Source organism: Tsukamurella sp. M9C (genome assembly GCF_020169415.1).
Taxonomy (GTDB): Bacteria; Actinomycetota; Actinomycetes; order Mycobacteriales; family Mycobacteriaceae; genus Tsukamurella.
Map to the genome: position 1 here is coordinate 1 of NZ_JAIULG010000049.1, position 21611 is coordinate 21611.

The window sequence follows — 21611 nt, forward strand, 5'->3', positions numbered from 1 at the left end:
GACCGCGTGCTGGTGGGTGGGGCCGTCACGCACCGGCAGCCGGTCCGGGCGCTCGCGGGCGGCGGCGCCGGCCTCCCACAGCGCCTGCCGCCGATCCCGGCCGAAGCAGTCCAGCGCACCGGAGGTCGCGAGCGCCTCCGACTGCGCGACCGTGAGCTCGACGCGGGCGGTGAGGTCGGTGAGGCCGGCGTAGGCGCCGTGCGCCTTCCGCTCGTCGACGATGCGCTCGGCGAGGTCGTCGCCGATGGTGCGGATCGCGGCCAGCCCGAGCCGGACCTCCGCCCCTGCGTTCTCCAGATCCGCCCACGGCAGACTGCGGTTCACGCACGGCCCGTGCACCGTGACGCCGTGCCGCCGCGCGTCGGCGACGAGGGACTGCGGCGAGTAGAAGCCCATCGGCTGGGCCCGCAGCAGCGCGGCGCAGAAGGCCGCAGGATGGTAGAGCTTGAACCACGAGGAGTAGAAGACCAGCGACGCGAACGACTGCGAATGACTCTCGGGGAACCCGAAGTTGGCGAACGCGGCGAGCTTCTCGAAGATCCGGTCGGCCACCTCCCCCTCGATGCCGTGCCGGTGCCGGGCCCCGTCGTAGAAGCGCTGCCGCAGCTGCTCCATCTTCTCGGTGGAGCGCTTCGAGCCCATGGCGCGGCGCAGCTGATCGGCCTCCGCCGGGGAGAAGCCGGCCACGTCGGTCGCGAGCTGCATGAGCTGCTCCTGGAAGAGCGGCACGCCCAGGGTGCGCTCGAGGGTCTTCCACATCGACGGGTGCTCGACCGCCGGCTTCTCGAGCCCGTTACGACGGCGGATGTACGGGTGCACCGAGCCGCCCTGGATGGGGCCGGGCCGGATGAGGGCGACCTCCACCACGAGGTCGTAGAAGGTCCGCGGTTTCAGGCGCGGCAGCGTGGCCATCTGCGCGCGCGACTCCACCTGGAAGACGCCCACCGAGTCGGCGCGGCAGAGCATCTCGTACACGTTCTCGTCGGTGAGGTCGAGCTGCGCGAAGTCCACGTCGATGCCCTTGTGCTCGGCGAGGAGGTCCTTCGCGTAGTGCAGCGCACTGAGCATGCCGAGGCCCAGCAGGTCGAACTTCACCAGCCCCGCGGCGGCGCAGTCGTCCTTGTCCCACTGCAGCACGCTGCGGTTCTCCATGCGCGCCCACTCGGTGGGACAGACGTCGGCGATCGGCCGGTCGCAGATCACCATGCCGCCGGAGTGGATGCCCAGGTGCCGCGGCAGGTCCGCGATCTGCGTGGCCAGCTCGACCACCCGCTCCGGGATGCCCTCGGGCACCGGATCCTGTCGCCACCCCCAGCTGGAGATCTGCTTGCTCCAGGCGTCCTGCTGCCCCTGCGAGTAGCCGAGCGCGCGGGCGGTATCGCGCACCGCGGACCGCCCGCGGTAGGTGATGACGTTCGCGACCTGCGCGGCGTACTCGCGGCCGTACTTCCGGTAGACGAACTGGATCGCCTCCTCGCGACGGTCGGACTCGATGTCCACGTCGATGTCGGGCGGGCCGTCGCGCTCGGGGGCCAGGAAGCGCTCGAAGAGCAGTTGGTTGCGCACCGGGTCGACCGCGGTGATGCCGAGCGCGAAGCAGACGGCCGAGTTGGCGGCGCTGCCCCGGCCCTGGCACAGGATGTCGCTGTCCCGGCAGAAGGTCACGATGCTGTGCACGATGAGGAAGTAGCCGGGAAAGGTGAGCGTCTCGATCACGTTCAGCTCGTGCTCGATCTGCCGGTACGCCTGCGGATTCGACTCCGGCGGGCCGTACCGCTCCAGCGCCCCGCGCCGGGTCAGCTCGCGCAGCCAGGTGGCCTCCGTATGGCCCGACGGGACGTCGAAGGGCGGCAGCTTCGGCGCGATCAGCTTGAGACTGAAGGCGCACTCGGCACCGAGCTCGGCGGCGGCCGCGATGGCGCCGGGGTGCTCGGGCAGCAGCAGCGCCATCTCGTCACCCGAGCGCAGGTGCGCGCCGCCCGCGGCGGGGAGCCAGCCGTCGAGCTCGTCGAGGCTGCGGCGGGCGCGGATCGCCGCGAGCGTCGACGCCAGGTGACGCTGGCCGGGACGGGCGAAGTGCGCCCCCGTGGTGGCGACGGTGCCCACCCCCATCCGCGCCGCGACGCCGGCCAGCAGATGATTGCGCTCGTCGTCCTCGGGGACGCCGTGGACGGTGAGCTCCATGCTCACCCGCCCCTCGCCGAACCGGTCGACGAGCTGCGCCAGGGCGGCGGCGGCACCGTCGGGCCCCCGGGCGGCGAGGCCGCGCCGGACCGCGCCCTTGCGGCAGCCGGTGAGGATGTGCCAGTGGCCGCCGGACCACTCGGCCAGGCGGTCCGGATGGAAGCGCAGCAGCCCCTTCTCCCCCGCCTCCATGTGCGCCTCCGCCATGGCGCGTGAGAGGCGGCGGTAGCCCTCCTGCCCGCGGGCGAGGACGAGCAGGTGCTCGCCCGACGGGTCCTCGGCGCCGGTGCGTTCGGTGTCGTGCTCCAGGGACAGCTCCGCCCCGAAGACGGTGGGGACGCCGAGCTCCAAGGCCGCCTCGGCGAACCGGACCACGCCGTAGAAGCCGTTGTGGTCGGTGACCGCGAGGGCCTTCAGGCCGAGCGCGTGGGCCTGCTCGACCATCTCCTCCGGTTGCGCGGCGCCGTCGAGGAAGCTGAAGGCGGTGTGCGCGTGCAGCTCCGCGTAGGGCACGCGGGACGAACGGAGACCGCCACTGGGCGGAACCGGGGGCGGAACGTAGGGCTCCCGCTTGCGGGACCAGGCCGGGGAGTCGCCACCGTCGCCCGGCGGCTCCTCCGCCCGGCGCACCGGGGCCCGCCCGGAGAGCACCCGCTCCATCTCCGACCAGCTCGGCCCGTTACTCCATCCCACTCCCCCATCATACGCTCACATGTTCGATACGACTATCGCCGTCGAACGGATACGCTTGTCATACTATTTTTGTAGTTGACGCTTGGATCGTCGGTTGCTAGCGTCTCCCCACGTGACCTCAGCCCGCCTGCGCGACCGCCAAAACACCGGTCGCGCAACACGTCTTGCCACCACCTCCATGTGCATCCTCGCCGTCGCAGCGGGAACGTTCGCCGCCGCACCCCAGGCGGTGGGCGCTCCGACCTCGATGAAGGACACTCAGATCTCGCGGACGACCAAGGACGGCTGGAAGGTCCGCATCCAGCTGCAGGGCGTCGAGGTCAACCCCGTCTCCAACCTGGCCGGCACGCCCACCAGTCGCGAGGCGTTCTTCAAGGCGACCGCCGTCGGGAGCGTCGACGGAGCCGGCTCGAGCCCGATCGAGGGCGCCTCGATGGCCCTCATCGTCCAGATCGGCTGCGCCGTCGACGTGGCCTCCGGGGTCGCCGTCGGCGGCGGTGTCTCCGCCACCGTGGGCCCCAGCGTCTCCGTCAGCCCGGCACTGTCGATCGCCGGCGGCTCCTTCAACATCGGCGCCGGCGTCGGCGCGGGACTCGGGGCCGCGGCGAACGTCTCCACCGTGATCAAACCGGGCGGCATCGCCACCTCGGTCGTCCGGAAGAAGACCATCGCGAAGAACCGCGCGGGCGTCTCGGTCGAGGGCGTCCACGTGAGGGTGGACGGCTGCGCCGGCAACGTGGGCGTCCGCATCGGGGCGGGGATCACGATGTCCTCCAGCGAGTTCGACAACGAGGTCTTCACCTACTCCGCCTCCCTGCCGATCTGACTCGAGATGGGAACGAATCCGATGAACACACAATCCACGGGCCCGTCCCGCGCGCCCTGGTACGCGACGGCCGGCCTCGCAGTGCTCGCCCTGGGCACCTCCCTGCTGTTCCCCATGACCTCCCCGCCCGCGTCCGCCGACCCGAGCGGGCTTCCGGCCACGACGCGCGTGCCGTACCCGACGGACGGCAGCCTTCCGCCCTGGACCCTGCCGGGCGGCTACACCTGGTGCAGCGCCATGGGCGGCCCGGGCTACGAGCAGGCGGTCTACGTACAGCCCGGCTACGCCTGCCCGCCGACCGGGGTGCCCACGACCACGCCCACCACGTCCACGCCGACCTCTCCGATCGGCAGCGGGCAGGCCCCGAACCTGCCGCAGGCGCCCAACCCGCCCTTCGCGGGCATCGGCGCCCCGAACGGCAAGTCCTGGGACTACGGCGTCGACACCCTCGGCCCGCCGGCGGACCGAGGCACGGTCGTCGCTCAGGCGCCCCGCTAGCCGGGCCCCTTCAGCGCAGACGCGTGAGAAGGGTCGTCAGCGCGGGCAACGGGTCGAAACCCTCGGTCGGCATCGCGAGCTGTCGCGTGATCAGGGCGTCGGTGGCGTCCATCACCAGCGCGGACTCGGCGACTCCGAGGCCGATGGCGGCACCGACCTGCTCACCGACGAGCTCGACGGCACGACGTCCACGCCGGAGCGGTTCGCGCAGGTCCGGCTCCACCGCGGCCGCGGCGAACAGGTTGAGCCGCGCCACGCCCCGCACCCGACCGTCGCCGATAGACCAGCGGACGAATTCCGCGAGACGCTCCGCCACGTCACCCGGCGTGGACTCCTGGACCCCGTCGAACGCGGCCCAGAAGGCGAGGTCCTCCTCCACCAGGCGCTCGACGACACCGCGCACCAGCGCGGCGCGCGAGCGGAAGTAGTTGGACGCCGTCCCCGCAGGCACACCCGCGGTGCCGTCGACGGCGCGGTGCGTGAGTCCGCGGAGGCCGAGCGTGCCGAGCACCTCGATCGCCCCGTCCAGGACCTCTTCCCGTCTGCCCATGAGCGAGGACTGTACCCGAATACTACGTTTGTAGTACCGTGAAGTCATGACCACGGCAGCGATCATCGGCGGCGGCATCGGCGGGCTGGCCACCGCAGCGCTCCTCACGCAGCAGGGCTGGGAGGTGGAGGTCTTCGAACGCGCGGCGTCGCTCCCCACCACCGGCACCGCCCTCGGGATGTGGCCCGAGGCGATGGCGGTGCTCGAGCGGGTGGGCGCGGCGGACGCGGTGCGGGAGATCGGGATCGATCAGCGGATCGCGGAGATCCGCAGCGCCGAGGGGCACCGGCTCGGCCCCGAGGTGCGGGCGAAGGGCGCCACCGTCATCATCTCGCGGCCCCGGCTCCTCGAAGCCCTCGCCGCGTGCGCACCCGCGGTCCGGTTCGGCGATCGCCGCGCCGGCCTCGACGGGCTCACCCACGACGTGATCGTCGGCGCCGATGGCATCGGCAGCGTCGTCCGCGCGCACGTCGTCGGGCACGAGGTGGCGCCGCGGCCCCTCGGCGTCGACGTGCTCATCGGCCGGTGTCCCGGCGACACCGACGTGTTCACCGAATACTGGGGCCCGGGAAGACTGTTCGGCGTCACGCCCCGCGACGGCGGCTACATCAACTGGTACTCGGAGTTCGATCCGCGGGTGGTTCCGCCGGGCACCCCGGGCCCGGACGAGGACCCGCGCGGCTTCCTCCGCGCGATGTACCGCGGCTGGGCCCCGCGGGTGGCCGAGACCATCGAGGGCATCGAGGCGGAGACGGCCCTGCACTACCGATCGCGCGACCTGCCGCGGTTGCCGCGGATCGTGCGCGGCAACGTCGCCCTCCTCGGCGACGCGGCCCACGCCATGGCACCCAACCTGGGCCGCGGCGCGTGCGAGACCCTGCTGGACGCCGCCGCCCTGGCCGACGCCCTCGGCGCGGCGGCCGATGTCGGCGGCGACGCGGCGCCCGCGCTGCGCGCCTACGAAGCGGCGCGGCGCCGCGCGGGACAGCGGACGATGCTGCTCTCGCGGGCGATGCGGCACGTCGCCCTCATTTCGCGGCTGCGCGCCCCGCGGGACCTGCTGCTGCGGGCGGTGGCCGCCGCGGCCTGAGGGCCCGGGTCAGGCCTCGTCGGCGAGCCCCGGGGTGACCTTGGAGAGCGCGGCCCGCAGCGCCGCGACGTCGCGCGCCGTGAGGTGGTCGAAGACCAGCCGGCGCACCTCCGCGACGTGCCCGCGGGCGGCACCGTCGAGCGCGGAGAAGCCCTCGTCGGTGAGCTCGGCGTACGCGGAGCGGCCCTCCGCGTGCCGCACCAGCCAGCCGCGTTCGCTGAGCTTGCGCAGCACGTGCGAGAGCCGCGAGGGCGAGGAGTTGGCGGCCTCGGCGAGCGCCGACAGCCCGAGGGTGCGGTCCGGCGCCTGCGAGAGCTGCGCGAGCACCATGAACTCGTAGTGGGTGATGCCGGAGTCGGTCCGCAGCTGCGTGTCCAGCTTGGCCGGCAGCCGCATCGCCACGTGGATGAGAGGCAGCCACGCCGCCATCTCCTCGTCGGACAACCACCGGGTGCTTCCCGCGTCCACCATCACACACCCCCGAACATCACGTCGGGACTCGACTTTACCGCCTCCTCATTTCGGTGAACGGCGCCTCACCGAGGTGGGTACATTGACCGGTATGAGCAGTCCGAGCACGACGACGGGACCGACCTCCGACGACGAGATCGCCGGCTACCTGGAGGCCCTCGGCATCCCCGGCCTCGCCGACATCCACGTGCACTTCCTGCCCGAGCCGATGCTGCTCAAGGTGTGGGACTTCTTCGACCGCGCGAGCTCCGAGTACGGCCGCGAGTGGCCCATCCGGTACCGGTTCGACGAGGACACGCGCCTGGAGCTGATCCGCGGCATGGGCGTGACGGCGATCCCCGCGCTCACCTACCCGCACAAGCCCGGGATGGCGGTGTGGCTCAACGACTGGTGCGCCGAGTTCGCGCGTCGCGTTCCCGACGGGATCCACTGCGCCACGCTCTACCCCGAGCCCGGCGTGGGCGAGTACGTCGCGCAGGCCGTCGCCGACGGTGCGCGACTGTTCAAGATGCACGTCCAGGTGGGCGTCTTCGCGCCCGACGATCCCCTGCTGGACCCGGCCTGGGAGGTCCTGTCGGCCGACAGGATCCCGGTGGTGATCCACGCCGGTTCCGGCCCCGTGGAGGGGCCGTACACGGGCCCCGACCGGGTCGCCGAGGTGCTGCGCCGGCACCCCGAACTGACGCTGGTCATCGCGCACCTGGGCATGCCCGAGTACGACCGGTTCGCCGATCTCGCCGAGCGCTTCCCCAACGTGTACCTCGACACCACGATGGCCGCGACCGACTTCACCGAGCGCACCGCGCCGATGCCGCCCGGCTACGTCGAGCGGCTCGGCGCGCTCGCCGACAAGGTGGTGCTGGGCAGCGACTTCCCCAACATCCCCTACGACTACGCGCACCAGCTCTTCGGGCTCGCTCGGCTCGGCCTCGGCGACGAGTGGATGCGCAAGGTGCTGTGGCACAACGGCCGCGCCCTGCTGGAGCGCGCGGGCGCCTGAGCGCGGGCCGTACGATGGCCCTCATGCAGATCCGGCGCGCCGCGGTGGCGCTGTTCGTCGCGGGGACCCTCGCGGCGTGCGGCGGCGCACCGTCGGCGCCGCAGGCCCTCTCGCTCGAACGGTCCAAGACCGCGTTCGAGCAGGTGGGGATCGACGAGACACGCGGTGACGTGACCGCGCTGGTATCCACCGCCACCCGCCTCGGCGCGCGGCTCGCGGCCGGCGACCCCCGCGCCGGGAGCACCGCCGTCTCGCCCTGGTCCGTCCTGAGCCTGCTCGGGATGCTCCGGGCCGGGGCACAGGGCGAGACCGCCGCGCAGCTCGACGGTGCCGGGCTCGGCGCCGCGAAGGACGTGCCGCGGGCGATGGCGGCGCTCACCGGCCAGACCGCGCAGTGGGCGGGCGATCCCGGCACCGTGCCCGCGGACACGCCGCCCGCGACGCCGCTGTTCCAGTCGCAGGTCGCGCTCCTGTCCGCGAAGCAGCCCGAGGACCGCCGGGTGCGGGCCGAGTACCTGGACACGCTGTCGGCCTCCTACGACACCGGCGTCTACCCCGTCGATTTCGGCGCCGGCGTGGGCGAACCACTGGGCGAGTGGGTGGCGGTGAACACCGGCAGCAGCTTCACGTCCGCACCGCTGCGCGTCGACTCCACCACCCGCCTCGCCGCGGCGACCACCGCCTACCTCGCGGCCGCGTGGCGCTTCCCGTTCGACGCCGCCCGCACCCGGCCCGCGCCGTTCACCGCCGCCGACGGTGCGGTGCTCGACCCGCTCACGATGCGCGGCACGGTGCCCGCGCGCGTGGCCGCGGGCGAGGGCTTCACAGCGCTGCAGCTCGACTACGGCACCACGCTCGCGCTGCAGATCGTGCTGCCCACCCCCGGGACTCCGCTCACCGACGCGGCGAGCGAGGGCCGGTTCACCGCGGCCAGGATCGCGCTGGCGGGGGCACCGTCGGCCCCGCACGAGGTGAGCCTGCCCAAGTGGCGCACCACCACCTGGACCGGCCTCGCGGACCCGCTCCGGGACGTGGGCCTGACGGGGCTGTTCGCGGGCCCGGGTCTCGACGGCGTGGCCCCGGGGGCGCCGTGGCTGGCCGACGCCCGCGCCGCCGCCGTGCTCACCGTGGGCGAGAAGGGCACCGCCGCCGGCACCGCGACCGCGACGCCGGCCCCCGAGCCCGCGCCGGGCCCCGCGCCCTTCGTGGTGGACCGGGCCTTCGCGTACTCGGTGGTCGACACGGCGACGGGGATGCCCCTGGTGATGGGGACGGTCAACCGCCCGGGCGGATAGTCCGCACTCGCCCACCTTGACATTGCAAATTCAAATTTCTTCCGGCGGTTATCTTTTCACCAAAGTCTCGACTTCACGTTAAGGTTGAGGCATGACCATGAAGCTGACCCGCCCGCTCCGCGCGGCGGCCCGCTCGGCGTGGGCCCTCACGGGCACCGCGCTGCTCGCCGTGCTGATCGCGCTCGTCGCCGGCGGCGCCACCTTCCTCATCGCCGCGGGGACCACCCCGCCCGCGCCGGCCCAGGAACGGGAGAACGCCGAGAACACGCGCGTCGCCCTCAAGGCCGCCGACGAGTCGCGCGCGCTCTTCGGCCTCCTGTCCAACGCCGTGGTCTCGGCGGGGAACGGGCTGAACACCTCCGCGAGCTCGGTTCCGCAGATCTTCGACAGCGTCGACACCGCCAAAACCGGTGCCGAACAGCTGGTCTCGGGCCTCGACGAGGCCTCCTCCCTCTCCGCCGCCCTGAACCAGGTGAACCGGGCGACCGCCACGCTCGGCGGCGCGCTCGAGCGCACGCAGGGCCTACAGCAGGTGGCGGCCGGCACCCGCGCCGCCCTCGTGGCGCTGCGGGGGCGGCTGATCGAGCACCCGTCGCCCGGCTCGGCCGAGGCCGTTGCGCAGCTCGATCGCGCGCTCGCGGGCTCGAAGGGCGTGGGCGCGCTCGACGACGTGGCCGGCATGCGCAGCACGCTCTCGACCATGACGAGCAGCCTGAGCAGCGCCTCCGCCAACGCCGACGCCTCCCTGACCTCCGCGCGCAGCGCCGCCCGGCAGCTGAGGGACGGGCTGACCAAGCTGGCCTCGGCCCGCAAGGACGTCAACGCCTCCGTCACCAACCTGACCACCGGTGTGGGACAGCTGAAAACGGCGCTCGGCGCCATCGACGGCCAGCTCGCCCTCACGCAGACCCGGCTGCGGTCCGTGACCAGCGCGCCCGCCCCGGCGCCGGACCCCGGCATCGCGCGGCCCCTCGCGTGGGCGCTCGTGGTCGGCGGCGCCGCCGGCACCGTCACCTACCTGGCCGCGCTCGCCGTCGCCCATCGCGTGCGCCGCCGGGAGGCGATCGCCGCCGCAGTGCCGGCGGCCGTCGAAGCGACAGTCGAGGACCCGATCGAGGAGCCCGCCGAGGCCACCGCCGCAGCCCCCGTGGACGAGCCCGCCCCCGTCGAGGACGTTCCCGCCGCGGGTCACCACCGGGTTCTGCCGCCGGCCGACGAGGCCCCCGACGAGGCGGACGACACCGTCGTGGACCCCGGTGACGAGCCCGGACCCGAGGATCCCGAGGGCACGGCGCTCACGCCCGGGAAGCGGGCGAAGCACCGTCGCAACCGGTTCCGGGCCGCCCCGGCGCCGGACACCAACCCGTACCTCTCGGTGGCCTTCTCGGGCAGCGCGGGCTGACTCCCCGGGCGGCGGCCCACCTACTCGTACACCCCCTCCACCTCCCAGCTCCCGGCGTACTGCAGCAGCAGGGCCCGCCCGTCGTCGCGGCCGGGCGCGGGCTCGAGCAGCACCTGGGCGCGGGCCCGCGGCTCGGCGGCGCCGTCCGCCGCCCACCAGCGCTCGTCGACCAGCCACGGCCCCGCCCACCAGCTGAGCGACCAGTCGCGGGAGCCCCACACCAGGTGCGTGGGCTCGCCCGTGAAGACGCCGCGCTCGGTGACCCGCACGGCCGCGCCCGCGGCGTCGGTGATCGTGACCGCGGCGCCCGTGACCAGCACCGACGGCGCCGGCTCCGGCATCCGACCCGGCCACGGCGCGGCCGGATCGCGCTCCGGGACCACCTCGTCGCCCAGCGGGACCCAGGTGACCCGCTCGGCCGGGCCGCGGCCGCCGCTGCGCACGCCCATCCGCACCGCCTCCCCGCCGAGCAGGCCCTGCACCCGGACCAGGGCGCGGCGGAACCGGGCGGCACCGTCGGCATCGTCGCCCCACATGCCCGCCTGCAGCGCGCCGGCGTCGACCACCTCCACGGGCTCGAGCCGCAGCAGGGAGATCGGGGCGCCCGGGCCGCCCTCCCCGCCCCGCTTCGCGGACCGGCCGCCGGTGAGCCAGCCGTCGATCTGCCAGCGCACCCGGTCGGCGGTGCCGTCCGGGGTGAGCGGCTCGGCGCAGCGCCAGATGCGGCTGTGCCGCTCGCCGTTCTCCGCGATCGCGGAGACCTCCAGCCGCAGGCACGCCACGCCCGCCGCGGACAGCTTGCCGTGCAGCTCCGTGGCCAGGGCGCGGCCCGCGAAGGCCGCCGCGTCGACCCGGTCGATGGGCGGGTCGGGCCGCAGCTCCACCTCCAGCCCGGGCGGCAGGGCTGCGGTGGACGGCGGCCGGTCCGGCACCGCGCGGGCCTGCCGGTGTGCGGCGATCGCGTCGGTGCCGAAGCGGGTGGCCACGTCGGTCGCGGTGAGCGCCGCGAAGGCGCCGACGGTGCGCAGCCCCAGCCGGCGCAGCAGGTCCAGCAGCTCGGTGCGGTCGCCGCCCGCGAGCGCCGGCTCCGCCCCCAGCTGGGCGATGGGCAGCGGGGCGAGGAAGGCCGCCGACTCCCCCGGCGGCACGACGACGCCGCGGCGGGCGGCCAGGGCCGCGGTGAACACCTCGTCGGCGATGCCGGCGAGCGACTCCGCGCCCACCGAGGACGCCGCGTCCACGAGGCGCTCGGCCGCCTGCTCCTCGCCGCCGAAGAAGCGCGCCGCGCCCCGCGCCGGGATCACCACGAGCCCCGGGCGCAGCACCTCGATGAGCGGGATCAGCGCCGCCACGGCGCCCGCCACGGGCTCGAAGAGCCGTGCGTCCCGCCCCTCGTCGGCCTGGGCGATGTGCAGCCCCGGGCAGCGGGCCTGGGACTCGCGGCGCTTCATGCCGCGGCGCACCCCGTCGGCCCGGGCGGGGGCGTTGCAGGCGACGACCCGGTTGCCGTGCAGGACGGCGACGGGGCGGTCGGGCGGCAGGTCCGCGTCCGCCGCCGCGGCGGCCGCCGGCCAGTCCGGGCACCACAGGGCGAGGATGCGCTGCGCGGTCACTGCGCCGCCGCCATTCGACGCTGCTCGGCGCCCCAGTACTGCTCGGCGCCCCGCTGCGGGTTGACGCAGCCGCGGCCGCGGGCGGAGAAGACCAGGTCGATCCCGCGGATCCGGCCGCGGCCCGGCCGGGCGCCGAGGCCGGTGTAGCCCCGCACGCGCGCGCCGAGGTGCAGCGCGGCGCCCTCCCAGCGGCCGCCGGTGACCAGCAGGATCGAGCCCCGGGAGCGGGCCCGGGCGGCGATGGCGCGGCCGCGGCTGGGCGGCACCGCGATGCCCCCGAGCTCGCACAGCACCACGTCGGCACCGTCGAGCAGGATCGAGGCGACGGTCACCGGGTCCGCGAGCGGGCCGGCGATGAGCGCGATGCGCTCCGGATCGGCCCCCTGTTCGAGTGCGGCGGCCATGCCGAAGCCGGAGACGCCGCACAGCGCGACGCTCGATCCCGCCCGGGAGACGCCGGCCACCAGCGAGACCGCGAGCGAGCCCGCGCCCGAGAGCTCCGCGACCGTGCCGCGGGGCAGGCCGCCGCCCGGCAGCAGCCGGGCCAGCTCCTCGTGCACCGGCAGCACACCCATGCCGAGCTGCGCTGATTCGTCCTGCAGCGGCGCCTCCACGGGCGCCTGCGCCTTCGCCGGACGATGCTTCTCCGGCAGCGTCGCGAGCCGCTTGCGCAGCTCCGCCAGCTTCTCCTCGCGATTGCCTGCCAACGCTTGAACACGTGCGGACATGTGTCACACCCCTCCCCTACCTTCGGATCCCGCGTCACCGATCAGTGCGGAAGCCGAGCCACGGGGAAGACATGACTAGAACTTCTGTTCGATCTGATCTCAGCGTAGATCCGCGATCCGAACGGCGTCAAGCGCCGAGGTGAGAGGTTCCGCAAGGACGATGCGCCCAGCGCATCACGCGATCGTCGCAGGTCACGCTTGTTTTCTGCGGTGAGGCGATGCGCCGCGCGCATCAGCTCTCCAGCCGGGCACCGTCCGCGGGATGACGACAGTCGAGTATCCCACGTGCGTGTTTACACCCGTTGCAATCAGCCCCCAGAGGGTTCCTTGTTTGGGCTGCGGCCCGTTATTTACACCCCTGCGATCGACACCTCCGCCACATCGCCATCGTCCGAATCGGTGCGCTTACGTGCCTGCTTTCGGAATGCGAGCCCGAGTGGAACTAAGCTGAGACCTGGCACGATCACGTAGAATGCCCACTGAAGAACTACCGCCCAGACCGGACTTGTAATTGAACCCTTATTCCAACCATCTCCTGAAACCTCAATGTGGAACTCCTCTTTGAACGCCATCAGCACGATTACTGTAGCGGCAATCGCAAGAGAAACTGAACCCGCACATATCAGTAGCCGCTTCTCATTCTTGCGTTGCTTGGCGCGCTGAACCTCAGCAAGGACCAAATCCGTGTCGATCAAAGGGTTCTGAGCCATTGCAATTGACGGCTCGCCGTCGACTAGAACTCGCGCTCGAAACGCCTGACCAGTCGCTATTTTTCCGGGAGTTACTCGGATCTGTTTCTCGCCTTCGCCTGCGGCCACACGATCTCCGTCGACGCCTCCCGACGCGAGGAGGCTCGCCACGATTTCGGCTCCCACATCGAACGAGAGTGAACCGTCCGCATCGAAATCCTTAGTGGATATATCCTTATGTCCGACATTGCGCACCGAGAAGTCGATTACGTAAGGGTTGACTACCGCCTTGCCATTGAAGCCGACAGATAGTTCGCCGTGGTCCTTCGCTGACGCCAGAACCAGACCGCGCGCCTGGACGTCGACTTCTACCTTTTTTCTCCGCTTTCCGTAGACGAAGTAGTACCCGCTCGCGGCGATCGCTGTGACAGCTAGAATCCAACCTACACCGTACTTTAGAAACTCCACCAGCACCCCTCCTCTTCCGTGCTACGCCTCAGGCGACTTTACCCCCGGTCCGGCATGGGTAGTCACGTCCGCCATCGCTTTGAGGATGCGGGCATCGAGTTCAGGCGATACCTCGACCTCTTGACTACTCAGCCACGTCAGCCAGTAGTCCTCAAGGAGTCGATCGAGCTGTTCATCGTCCACACCAATTAGACGCACCAGCGAGGCGATGTCCCCAAGTCGTCCGTGCGCCTCACGTACGCGTATGCACGTCGATGTGCGCGCGAACGTCAGTCAGACGCTCAGCATCGCGCTCAGGCATCCGTGTGGACGTGCCGCGAGCGCCGTTGCTGGTCACAGCGCTGACGTGGCTCTTTCGCCTACGACCTTGGACAGCCGGCCCCGGCCTCTTATGGTCCTCACGTTCAACCGTGAGCAATGCTCACGACCACATCGAAGGGACCACCATATCGAACCTCACCACCATCGAGGCCGCCGAGAAGATTGGAGCTCCCGACGCCAAGACGTTTCGCAAGTTCCTGCGCAGCGTGGGCTACGACAAGCGCGCCGAGGAAGGACGTGCTCGCTACGCGTTCGACTCCAAGGACGCGACCGCGCTCAAGCGCCAGTACGCGGCCTACCTCAAGGAGCAGGAGGCCAAGCGCACCGAGGCCGACGACGCGATCGAGGAAAAGTCACTCTCGCTCTGCGCCCGCCTCTCCCACACGCGGAGGGACGGGCTCAGTGGAGGACGCACGAGAGTCGTTGTCACTTCGCCGTCCCTGGGTTGGGACTTCAACCAATGCGGCATCAGTGAGCGCAACCCCGCTACCCCATATCGTCTCGGCGTCGTATTCCACGACGCCGAACTTGTCACTGAGGGTAGTCCGATCAAGTTTGGCCTCTGCGAACAAGCTGCGGGAAATCGAAGACCCGCCTAGCGATGCCGAATCGAACCGGGACCGAAAGAATTGACTGTTCTCAATCCGGCAAACCTGCATCTTACAATCCGAGAAATCGGCGCCCGAGAAGTCCGCATTGGTCAATTTAGCTCCGATTAAGTAGCTATTCTTGAATTTGGGGGCCTGCGCCTCGAAGTCGTGCCCCAGGTGGGACAAGCTGCCAATCTTCTCGCGGTCCCGCGCCGAGACGCCTACTGCGCCGTCGAAATTTGCCCCCATGACTGAGCAGTCAGTAAAATCAGTTCGACGCAGAGTTGCACCACTAAAGTCTGCCAGGCTTGCGGTACAGTGCTGAAACTTAGTAGCGGTTAGGTTTGCGCCCACGAAGGTGGCGCTCTGCAATAGTGATGAACTGAAATCGGTGTCCCATAGATCTGTCCCGTCAAAGGAACTCCCGTCTAGCTGAAATCCCTTGAACGACAGGCGTCTGAGATCCGTATGCGATAGGTCCATATTCCGTAGGTCGACCTCGAATGGGCGCCCCTGTAGTCGGCTGCAAAGTATTCCGGCGATTGCCTGCCGAACCGAGTTGTCACCCGATTCAGGACCACGGTCAGGATTGGCTCGCTTCAAATAGCCCACAAGAATTTCAAGACACACTGTAGATTGAGGAAGATTCTCGCGACGAACCCACTCATCCGATATGGATCCAAGTAAGTTTGCGCCCGCCAAGCGAATTATTGGATTGCTGTCCGCTAACGAGGTGACAGCATTTGAGAATCGATTATGCAGCGCGCTCTCAACTTCTTGAGTACGCCGACTCCGTTCATGCTCGTCGCTCTGCGAACGTCCTCGTTCTCCGTTCCAGAACGCAAGCCCACCCGCAGTGAGAGCGGCCAGGCCAGCACCAAACGTCGCGTACGGCTGCGCAGCTTTCTCCCAGAAGTGGCCCCAATCCGGGTTATCAGCAAGTGTCGCGAACAAGAGTGGCGGAAGACCGCCGATCGCTGAGACGACAGCAAGGAGAGGCCACGCGTAGAATCGGACGCGGCGTGGAGCCCCGTGTTCCCCCGTGCGATCTTCCACACACGGAGCGTAGCTTCTGCAAGGGAGATCAAGGGGCTAAAGGGCATTGCAGCGCTCTGACAAGGTGCGACTGAGCACGTACCAGAGCGAATAGTGCTTAAGCGCTCACGGTTTGCGCTGAGGCGTCTCTTACGCGATGTCTTCGAGCGCGTCGTACTCGCGTATCGCCCTACGCTCTGCCACACGCTCGTTGGCGACCATCAGGACCTCGATGAGCGCAGGGAGGTCGTGGTCAGATTCGGGGTCCTCGTACCGCGCGGCGTACGCCTTACGCCCCGCCTCACGGGGGTATGCCATTCGAGCTGGTCGCGATGTGGGCGCACGCGGCGGGAGGCCTCGCCGGCATCGGGCACGCGCTGCGCCTGTGGGTGGATGCTTGCAGTGCATATGCGAGCCGGTCGTCATAGTCGCATTGTCGGAGACGCCACCCGGCCTATCAGTAGCCCGCCGCCTATCGACCACTGATCCCCGCCCGGTGTGGAGCGAGGACCAGTTGGGTTAGTCGATCAGGCCGGGATGCTTGCGCCCGTTGGCCTTTCGTGCGCGCATCACAGCGGGCGACCTCACTGCGACCGGACGAACGACGGGGATCGCTCCCGTCGGGGCGATCCGCCGCCATCGAGCGATCGGACTATCAGCCCACGCGATCCGGATCGTGGTGCGCGGAGGCCGCGGCGACGGGCGAGAGGTCCGCGGCCTTCGGGTCGACGGAGGGCGCCTTGGTGATGAGCTTGTGCCCCCACCACAGCCCGAGGAACAGGATCAGCGCGGCGTAGGTGGTGAGCAGCAGACTGACGCTGCCTCCCGTGTCGGAATCATTCACCGCGACGTAGTACTGCCCCGCGACGACCGCGATGCACATGAGGAGCGCCACGATCGGTCCCGCGGGGTACAGCCACGCCTTGTAGGGCAGCTCGTCGAGCGAGCGTCCCTGTGCGTTCCACGCCTGGCGGAACTTGTAGTGCGCCCACGCGATCCCGATCCAGGTCACGAATCCGGCCACGGACGAGGCCGCGACCAGCACCGTGTACGCGGCACCATCGCCCTTCGGGCCGGCGAGGAAGCACAGGCAGCCGATCACGGTGGTCGCCGCCGTGGCAGCGATGGGAACGCCGGCCTTGGTCACCTTGGCGAAGATCTTCGGCGCGTTGCCCTCCACCCCCAGGCCGTACAGCGCGCGCGTGGCGGCGAACAGGCTGGCGTTGCCGGCGGAGAGGATGGCGATGAGGATGACCGCGTTCATGATCGACGCCGCGGCGTCGATGCCCGCGAGCTTGAAGACCAGCGTGAACGGCGCCACCGCGACGTTCTCCGCGGAGGCGTCCAGCAGTTCGGGACTGGTGTACGGGATGAGGAAGGCGATGATCGTCAGCGTGCCGATGTAGAAGACCAGGATCCGGAAGAAGACGGTGCGTACCGCGCGCGGGATGGCGCTCTTCGGCTCGATCGCCTCGCCCGCCGCGACCGCGATCATCTCCGTGCCCTGGAAGGCGAAGCCCGCGATGAGGAACACCGAGAGCATGCCCAGCGGCCAGTCCACGAAAGGCGCGTCGCCGATGGTCCAGTTCGAGAAGCCGGGGGCCGGGCCGTCGCCGACCACGCCCAACACCATCAGCACGCCGACGATCAGGAAGATCACCACGGCGATCACCTTGATCGACGCGAACCAGAACTCGGCCTCGCCGAAGGCCTTCACCGCGAACAGGTTCAGGGCCAACAGGCCGGCGAGGAAGATCACCGACCAGATCCAGGTGGGCACGTCGGGCAGCCAGAACTTCATGATCAGGCCGGCCGCCACCACCTCCGCGGCCAGCGTGATCGACCAGTTGAACCAGTAGTTCCACCCGGCCGCGAAGCCGAAGGACTTGCTGACGAACCGGCTGCCGTACTCCTCGAACGGATTACTGCACGGCATGTACGCCGACATCTCGCCGAGGCTCTGCATGAGGAAGAAGACCATGACGCCCATGAGCGCGTAGGCCAGGAGGGCGCCACCGGGGCCGGCCTGGCTGATCGTGGCGCCGGACGCCACGAACAGACCGGTGCCGATCGCGCCGCCGAGCGCGAGCATGCTGATGTGGCGGCTCTGCAGTCCCTGGCGGAGGGAGTCGTCGGGGGTGATTCCAAGAGGGCTGGACACCCGATGAGAGTAGCGACCGCAACGCCCATCCGGTTAGCATTCGCAGCGTCATGTTCTCCTACGACACCCGATCCGCCCTCGCGAGCGCCGCCGATCTGGTGAACACCGCCTCCGACGCGCGCACGGAGCGCCCCGAGCGCCTGCCCGACGTCGCCGCGCTCCGCGCCTTCGTGGAGCGCTGGGGCTGGACCGGGCCCATCCCCCTGCGCGAGGACGAGCTGGACCGCGTGCACGCCGTGCGCCGCGTCCTGCGCGGCCTGTGGGACCTCGCGGGCGACGAGGCCGGCACCGTCGACCTGGTGAACCGGATGCTGCGCGACGCGGCGGTCCTCCCCCAGCTCGTGCGGCACGACGACTGGCCGTACCACCTGCACGGTTGGAACGACGCGACGCCGATCGCGGAGCGCTTCCTCGCCGAGCCCGCGATGGGCATGGTCGACGTGGTCCGCGCCGACGCCCTCGACCGGCTGCGGCGCTGCGCCGCGCCGGACTGCGCCGGGGTGCTCGTGGACTTCAGCCGCAACAGCTCCCGCCGATTCTGCGACGACGGCTGCAACAACCGCTTGAACGTGGCCGCGTACCGCGCGCGCCGGGCCTGACCCTTAGGATCAACGGCGTGGCGGAAACGACGGGTGCGAGCGGCGCGATCAGGGGCGTTCCCGGGCCCGATCACCTGGTCGCCGGGCGCTACCGACTCACCTCCAAGATCGGCGGCGGCGGCATGGGCGCCGTCTGGCTCGCCCGCGACGAGCGCCTCGAGCGCGACGTCGCCGCCAAGCAGGTCATCTCCACCGAGGGACTCACCCAGGAGGAGGCCGACGAGCTGCGCCGGCGCGCCCTGCACGAGGGTCGGCTCGCGGCCCGGCTGCAGCACCGCAACGCCGTCGCCATGTACGACGTGGCCCTCGACCGCGGCGAGCCCTGGCTGGTGATGGAGTACCTGCCCTCGCGCTCGCTGGCCCAGGTGCTGCACATGACCGGCTCGATGCCCGAGCGGCAGGTGGCGCAGATCGGCGCGCAGATGGCCGACGCCCTCGTCGAGGCGCACGAGGCCGGGATCATCCACCGGGACATCAAGCCGGGCAACATCCTGATCGCCAACCGCGGCCGCGCGTCGGGCACCGTCAAGCTCTCCGACTTCGGCATCGCGCGGGCCAAGGGCGACGACGCCGGCCCCACCGGGATCATCACCGGCACGCCCGCCTACTTCGCCCCCGAAGTGGCCCGCGGCACCGAGCCCTCCGAGGCCTCCGACCTGTACTCGCTCGGCGCGACGCTGTACACCGCGCTCGAGGGCGCGCCGCCCTTCGGCGTCGACGAGGACTCGATCGCCCTGCTGCACAAAGTCGCGCTGGGACAGATCAATCCGCCCAAGAACGACGGTCCGCTGGTCCGCGTCATCCTGGACATGCTGCAGCCGAGCCCGAAGCGGCGGCCCTCGCTGATCGAGGCGCGGGACCGGCTCGCCGCGGTCGCGGCCGGCGGCGGCAACCCCGCCGCGATCCTCGCCGCCCCGCTGCAGGCGACCGAGGGCGCGCCCGCGGTGTGGCTGCGGCGCACCGCCGGTGAGCGCACCCCCGGCGACCGGGCACCGTCGGCGCGCACGACGGCGTCGGACCCGATCGAGCGGAAGCGGCCGATCCCGCCCGCCCCGCGGCCCAGCGCCTACGTACCTCCGCCGGTGGCGCCGCCGTCGAAGATGTCGAACGCCGTTCTCGCGGCGTGGATCATCGGCGGCTTCATCGTGCTCGCCGCGATCATCGCGGGCATCATCATCGCGCTGGGCTGAGCCCGGCGCGGTCAGTCCGCGAGGTGGCGCGTGTGCGCCCACCGGGTGAGGGCGTTGCGGTTGCTCTGCTGCGTCTTGCGGAGCACGTTCGAGGCGTGCGTCTCGACGGTCTTTACCGAGATGAACAGGTCCTCGGCGATCTCCCGGTAGGTGTAGCCGCGCGCCAGCAGGCGCAGCACCTCCAGCTCGCGCGGGGTGAGCGAGTCCAGCTCCGGGTCGAGCGCGGGCTCCGGCACGGGCGAGCGGCCGGTGAAGGAGTCGAGCACGAAGCCGGCGAGCCGCGGCGAGAAGACCGCGTCGCCCTCGGCGACGCGGCGCACCGCATCCGCCAACTCGTCCCCCGAGATCGTCTTGGTGACGTAGCCGCGGGCGCCGGCGCGGATCGTGGCGATCACGTCCTCCGCCGCGTCGGAGACGCTGAGCGCGAGGAAGACCGGCGCCTTCTCCAGCTTCGCGCGCGGGGCGCCGTCGGTCACGCCGCGCAGCACGGCGACGCCGCCGCCGTCGGGCATGTGCACGTCCAGCAGCACCACGTCGGGGCCGGCGGAGAGGATCCCCGCCACCGCCTCGCCGACGGTGCCGGCCTCGCCCACCACCTCGATGGAATCCTCACGGGCCAGTTCGGCGCGCACGCCGGACCGGAACACGCCGTGATCGTCGACCAGGAACACCCGGTAGCTCACGCACTCTCCTCCGCTGTCTCCGGCGCGACCGTCTCGTCGCCCTCGGCGAGCCTCGCCATCGACAGCCGCACCTCGGTGCCCCGGCCCGGAGCGGTGCGGACCGCGACGCTGCCGCCGCGGCGCTCCATCCGGGACCGGATCGACTTGGCCAGGCCCTGCCGGTCCGACGGTACCCCGTCGAGGTCGAATCCGACGCCGCGGTCGCGCACGAAGACGGACACCGACGCCTCGTCGACCTCCGCGTAGGTGTCGATACTCTCGCAGCCGGAGTGCTTGGCGGCGTTCACCATCGCCTCCTTGGCGGCGCCGAGCAGGGCCGTGAACCGGTCGTCGACGCCGAGCTCGGCGCCCTCGACGTCGCCCACGGTGATGACGTCGACCGCGACCGAGTGCGCGTCCTCGACGTCCGCCGCGGCGGCCTTGAGCGCCGCGGCCAGGGACTGCGCCGGCGCCTCGGAGCCGCCGAACAGCCACTCCCGGAGCTCGCGCTCCTGGCTGCGGGCGAGCCGCTTGACAGCGGCACCGTCGGCGGACTGCTTCTGGATGAGGGCGAGCGTCTGCAGCACGGAATCGTGCAGGTGCGAGGCGATCTCCTCGCGCTCGATGGTGCGCACCCGGGCGGCGCGCTCGGCGCCGAGGTCGCGCCACATGCGCACCCAGATCGGCACGGTGAGCAGCGCGACGCCGACCAGCGTGAGCACGACGGCGGCCAGCGCCGTCGGGATGGCGGCCACGTCGACCCGCCCCAGGAAGACCACGGCGAGGCCGACGATCACCAGCGTGACCCCGCCCAGCATCCGCAGCCCGGTGATGAGCCGGGAGCCGCCCGCGTGCGTGGACGCCGGTGTCCGCGAGGCGGAATCGGCCTCCCGCCAGACGAGGGCCGCGCCGATCCCGATGACCAGGACGGGCACCACGAAGCCGGCGCTGGTGTTGCTCGCCACGGAGGCGAGGGTCGCGGCGCCGACGACGCCCAGGACCGCCAGCGCGAGGCCCTGGCGGCGCTCGGCCGGGTCCGGATGCTCGGTGTCGGTGCCCGGGCGGCACATGAACCACAGCAGCGCGTACATCACCACGCCCGCGCCCAGCAGCGCGAGCAGGGTGAAGGCGATGCGGACCTTGGTGGCGTCGACGCCGAGGTGATCGGCGATGCCGCCGCACACGCCGCCGATCACCGCGCCGCCGTTGCGGCGGTACAGGCGGGTGTACGACGGTGCCGGGGCCGGCTGGGGCGGCGGCGGGACCACGGCGGGACGCGCGACGGCGGGCGCGGGCGCGCGGAACGGGGCGGCCGACGCCTGCTCGGCACCCTGCTGCCACCCCTGCTGCCAGTTCTGCCAGCCCTGCTGCCACGCCTGCTGGCGAGCCTGGTTCCGCGCCCACCGGCGCTGTGCTCGTCTGCTCATGATCCCTCGATGGTGGCACGGATCCTCGCCCTCGGGTATCGGGGAAGCCCCTGAAAGATCACCCCTCACCCCGAGGCGCGGCGCCGCGATTTCAGGGTAGATCCCGATGGACCGGGGCG

18 protein-coding genes and 1 pseudogene are annotated in these 21611 nt (G+C 71.2%); 9 read left to right on the forward strand and 10 right to left on the reverse strand.

What is annotated here, in order from left to right; translation table 11 throughout:
- A partial coding sequence (locus tag LB823_RS19155) for an error-prone DNA polymerase (protein WP_224650202.1) occupies positions 1-2877 on the reverse strand: 2877 nt, incomplete at its 3' end.
- 247 nt (positions 2878-3124) lie between these two features.
- Between LB823_RS19155 and LB823_RS19160 the strand changes: the two genes are divergently transcribed.
- Positions 3125-3703 (forward strand): MspA family porin, encoded by a 579-nt coding sequence (locus tag LB823_RS19160; RefSeq protein WP_224650204.1) that lies wholly within the window; start codon positions 3125-3127, stop codon positions 3701-3703.
- Between the two features lie 21 nt (positions 3704-3724).
- Entirely contained in the window at positions 3725-4201 is a 477-nt protein-coding gene (locus tag LB823_RS19165) for a hypothetical protein (protein WP_224650206.1), read from the forward strand.
- 10 nt (positions 4202-4211) lie between these two features.
- Here LB823_RS19165 and LB823_RS19170 read toward each other — a convergent pair whose 3' ends face one another.
- Positions 4212-4751 (reverse strand): TetR/AcrR family transcriptional regulator, encoded by a 540-nt coding sequence (locus LB823_RS19170; RefSeq protein ID WP_224650208.1) that lies wholly within the window; start codon positions 4749-4751, stop codon positions 4212-4214.
- A gap of 46 nt (positions 4752-4797) precedes the next feature.
- Here LB823_RS19170 and LB823_RS19175 point away from each other — a divergent pair, with 46 nt between their 5' ends.
- Positions 4798-5841, forward strand: coding sequence for an FAD-dependent monooxygenase (locus tag LB823_RS19175; RefSeq protein ID WP_224650210.1), 1044 nt, complete (start codon positions 4798-4800; stop codon positions 5839-5841).
- A 9-nt stretch (positions 5842-5850) separates the two neighbouring features.
- On the opposite strand, the gene LB823_RS19180 is transcribed toward LB823_RS19175, so the two are convergent.
- Positions 5851-6312: a MarR family winged helix-turn-helix transcriptional regulator gene (locus tag LB823_RS19180; protein WP_224650212.1), complete on the reverse strand. Its 462-nt coding sequence runs from the start codon at positions 6310-6312 to the stop codon at positions 5851-5853.
- 91 nt (positions 6313-6403) lie between these two features.
- Between LB823_RS19180 and LB823_RS19185 the strand changes: the two genes are divergently transcribed.
- The 3 genes from LB823_RS19185 (at position 6404) to LB823_RS19195 (ending at position 10009) form a co-directional block, all read left to right on the forward strand.
- The gene (locus tag LB823_RS19185; protein ID WP_224650215.1) at positions 6404-7312 is read left to right on the forward strand and encodes an amidohydrolase family protein; all 909 of its coding nucleotides are present in this window, start codon (positions 6404-6406) and stop codon (positions 7310-7312) included.
- Positions 7313-7335: 23 nt separating this feature from the next.
- Positions 7336-8607: a serpin family protein gene (locus tag LB823_RS19190; RefSeq protein ID WP_224650217.1), complete on the forward strand. Its 1272-nt coding sequence runs from the start codon at positions 7336-7338 to the stop codon at positions 8605-8607.
- Between the two features lie 91 nt (positions 8608-8698).
- Positions 8699-10009: a hypothetical protein gene (locus LB823_RS19195; RefSeq protein ID WP_224650218.1), complete on the forward strand. Its 1311-nt coding sequence runs from the start codon at positions 8699-8701 to the stop codon at positions 10007-10009.
- Positions 10010-10029: 20 nt separating this feature from the next.
- Here the strand turns inward: LB823_RS19195 and LB823_RS19200 are convergent, their stop codons facing one another.
- From LB823_RS19200 to LB823_RS19210, 3 genes are all read right to left on the reverse strand, one after another.
- Positions 10030-11622: a DNA polymerase Y family protein gene (locus LB823_RS19200; RefSeq protein WP_224650221.1), complete on the reverse strand. Its 1593-nt coding sequence runs from the start codon at positions 11620-11622 to the stop codon at positions 10030-10032.
- Positions 11619-12329, reverse strand: coding sequence for a hypothetical protein (locus LB823_RS19205; RefSeq protein ID WP_224650223.1), 711 nt, complete (start codon positions 12327-12329; stop codon positions 11619-11621). The genes LB823_RS19200 and LB823_RS19205 overlap by 4 nt, the downstream gene beginning before the upstream one ends.
- 371 nt (positions 12330-12700) lie before the next feature.
- Positions 12701-13513 carry a hypothetical protein gene (locus LB823_RS19210; RefSeq protein ID WP_224650225.1) on the reverse strand — a complete coding sequence of 271 codons (813 nt, stop codon included), beginning with the start codon at positions 13511-13513 and terminating at the stop codon, positions 12701-12703.
- A 404-nt stretch (positions 13514-13917) separates the two neighbouring features.
- Here LB823_RS19210 and LB823_RS19215 point away from each other — a divergent pair, with 404 nt between their 5' ends.
- Positions 13918-14427: a hypothetical protein gene (locus LB823_RS19215; RefSeq protein ID WP_224650275.1), complete on the forward strand. Its 510-nt coding sequence runs from the start codon at positions 13918-13920 to the stop codon at positions 14425-14427.
- 69 nt (positions 14428-14496) lie between these two features.
- Here LB823_RS19215 and LB823_RS24185 read toward each other — a convergent pair.
- Together LB823_RS24185 and LB823_RS19225 are read right to left on the reverse strand one after the other, a co-directional pair.
- A pseudogene (locus LB823_RS24185) lies at positions 14497-15474 on the reverse strand (pentapeptide repeat-containing protein); the annotation flags it as partial.
- A 634-nt stretch (positions 15475-16108) separates the two neighbouring features.
- Positions 16109-17614 (reverse strand): amino acid permease, encoded by a 1506-nt coding sequence (locus LB823_RS19225; protein WP_308011471.1) that lies wholly within the window; start codon positions 17612-17614, stop codon positions 16109-16111.
- Positions 17615-17664: 50 nt separating this feature from the next.
- Here LB823_RS19225 and LB823_RS19230 point away from each other — a divergent pair, with 50 nt between their 5' ends.
- On the forward strand, positions 17665-18213 hold the full coding sequence (locus LB823_RS19230) for a CGNR zinc finger domain-containing protein (protein ID WP_224650227.1): 549 nt from the start codon (positions 17665-17667) through the stop codon (positions 18211-18213).
- Positions 18214-18230: 17 nt separating this feature from the next.
- Positions 18231-19403 carry a serine/threonine-protein kinase gene (locus LB823_RS19235; RefSeq protein WP_224650229.1) on the forward strand — a complete coding sequence of 391 codons (1173 nt, stop codon included), beginning with the start codon at positions 18231-18233 and terminating at the stop codon, positions 19401-19403.
- 11 nt (positions 19404-19414) lie between these two features.
- Here LB823_RS19235 and LB823_RS19240 read toward each other — a convergent pair whose 3' ends face one another.
- Positions 19415-20086, reverse strand: coding sequence for a response regulator transcription factor (locus tag LB823_RS19240; RefSeq protein ID WP_224650231.1), 672 nt, complete (start codon positions 20084-20086; stop codon positions 19415-19417).
- Positions 20083-21492, reverse strand: a complete 1410-nt coding sequence (locus LB823_RS19245; RefSeq protein ID WP_224650233.1) for a PspC domain-containing protein — start codon at positions 21490-21492, stop codon at positions 20083-20085. Before LB823_RS19245 ends, LB823_RS19240 begins: the two co-directional genes overlap by 4 nt.
- Positions 21493-21611 lie beyond the last annotated feature (119 nt).

Bases quoted from the DNA above. Each gene is read 5' to 3' on its own strand.
- LB823_RS19160 (WP_224650204.1), top strand. From the start codon at position 3,125: ATGAAGGACACTCAGATCTCGCGGACGACCAAGGACGGCTGGAAGGTC.
- LB823_RS19165 (WP_224650206.1), top strand. From the start codon at position 3,725: ATGAACACACAATCCACGGGCCCGTCCCGCGCGCCCTGGTACGCGACG.
- LB823_RS19170 (WP_224650208.1), bottom strand. From the start codon at position 4,751: ATGGGCAGACGGGAAGAGGTCCTGGACGGGGCGATCGAGGTGCTCGGC.
- LB823_RS19175 (WP_224650210.1), top strand. From the start codon at position 4,798: ATGACCACGGCAGCGATCATCGGCGGCGGCATCGGCGGGCTGGCCACC.
- LB823_RS19180 (WP_224650212.1), bottom strand. From the start codon at position 6,312: ATGGTGGACGCGGGAAGCACCCGGTGGTTGTCCGACGAGGAGATGGCG.
- LB823_RS19185 (WP_224650215.1), top strand. From the start codon at position 6,404: ATGAGCAGTCCGAGCACGACGACGGGACCGACCTCCGACGACGAGATC.
- LB823_RS19190 (WP_224650217.1), top strand. From the start codon at position 7,336: ATGCAGATCCGGCGCGCCGCGGTGGCGCTGTTCGTCGCGGGGACCCTC.
- LB823_RS19195 (WP_224650218.1), top strand. From the start codon at position 8,699: ATGACCATGAAGCTGACCCGCCCGCTCCGCGCGGCGGCCCGCTCGGCG.
- LB823_RS19230 (WP_224650227.1), top strand. From the start codon at position 17,665: ATGTTCTCCTACGACACCCGATCCGCCCTCGCGAGCGCCGCCGATCTG.
- LB823_RS19245 (WP_224650233.1), bottom strand. From the start codon at position 21,492: ATGAGCAGACGAGCACAGCGCCGGTGGGCGCGGAACCAGGCTCGCCAG.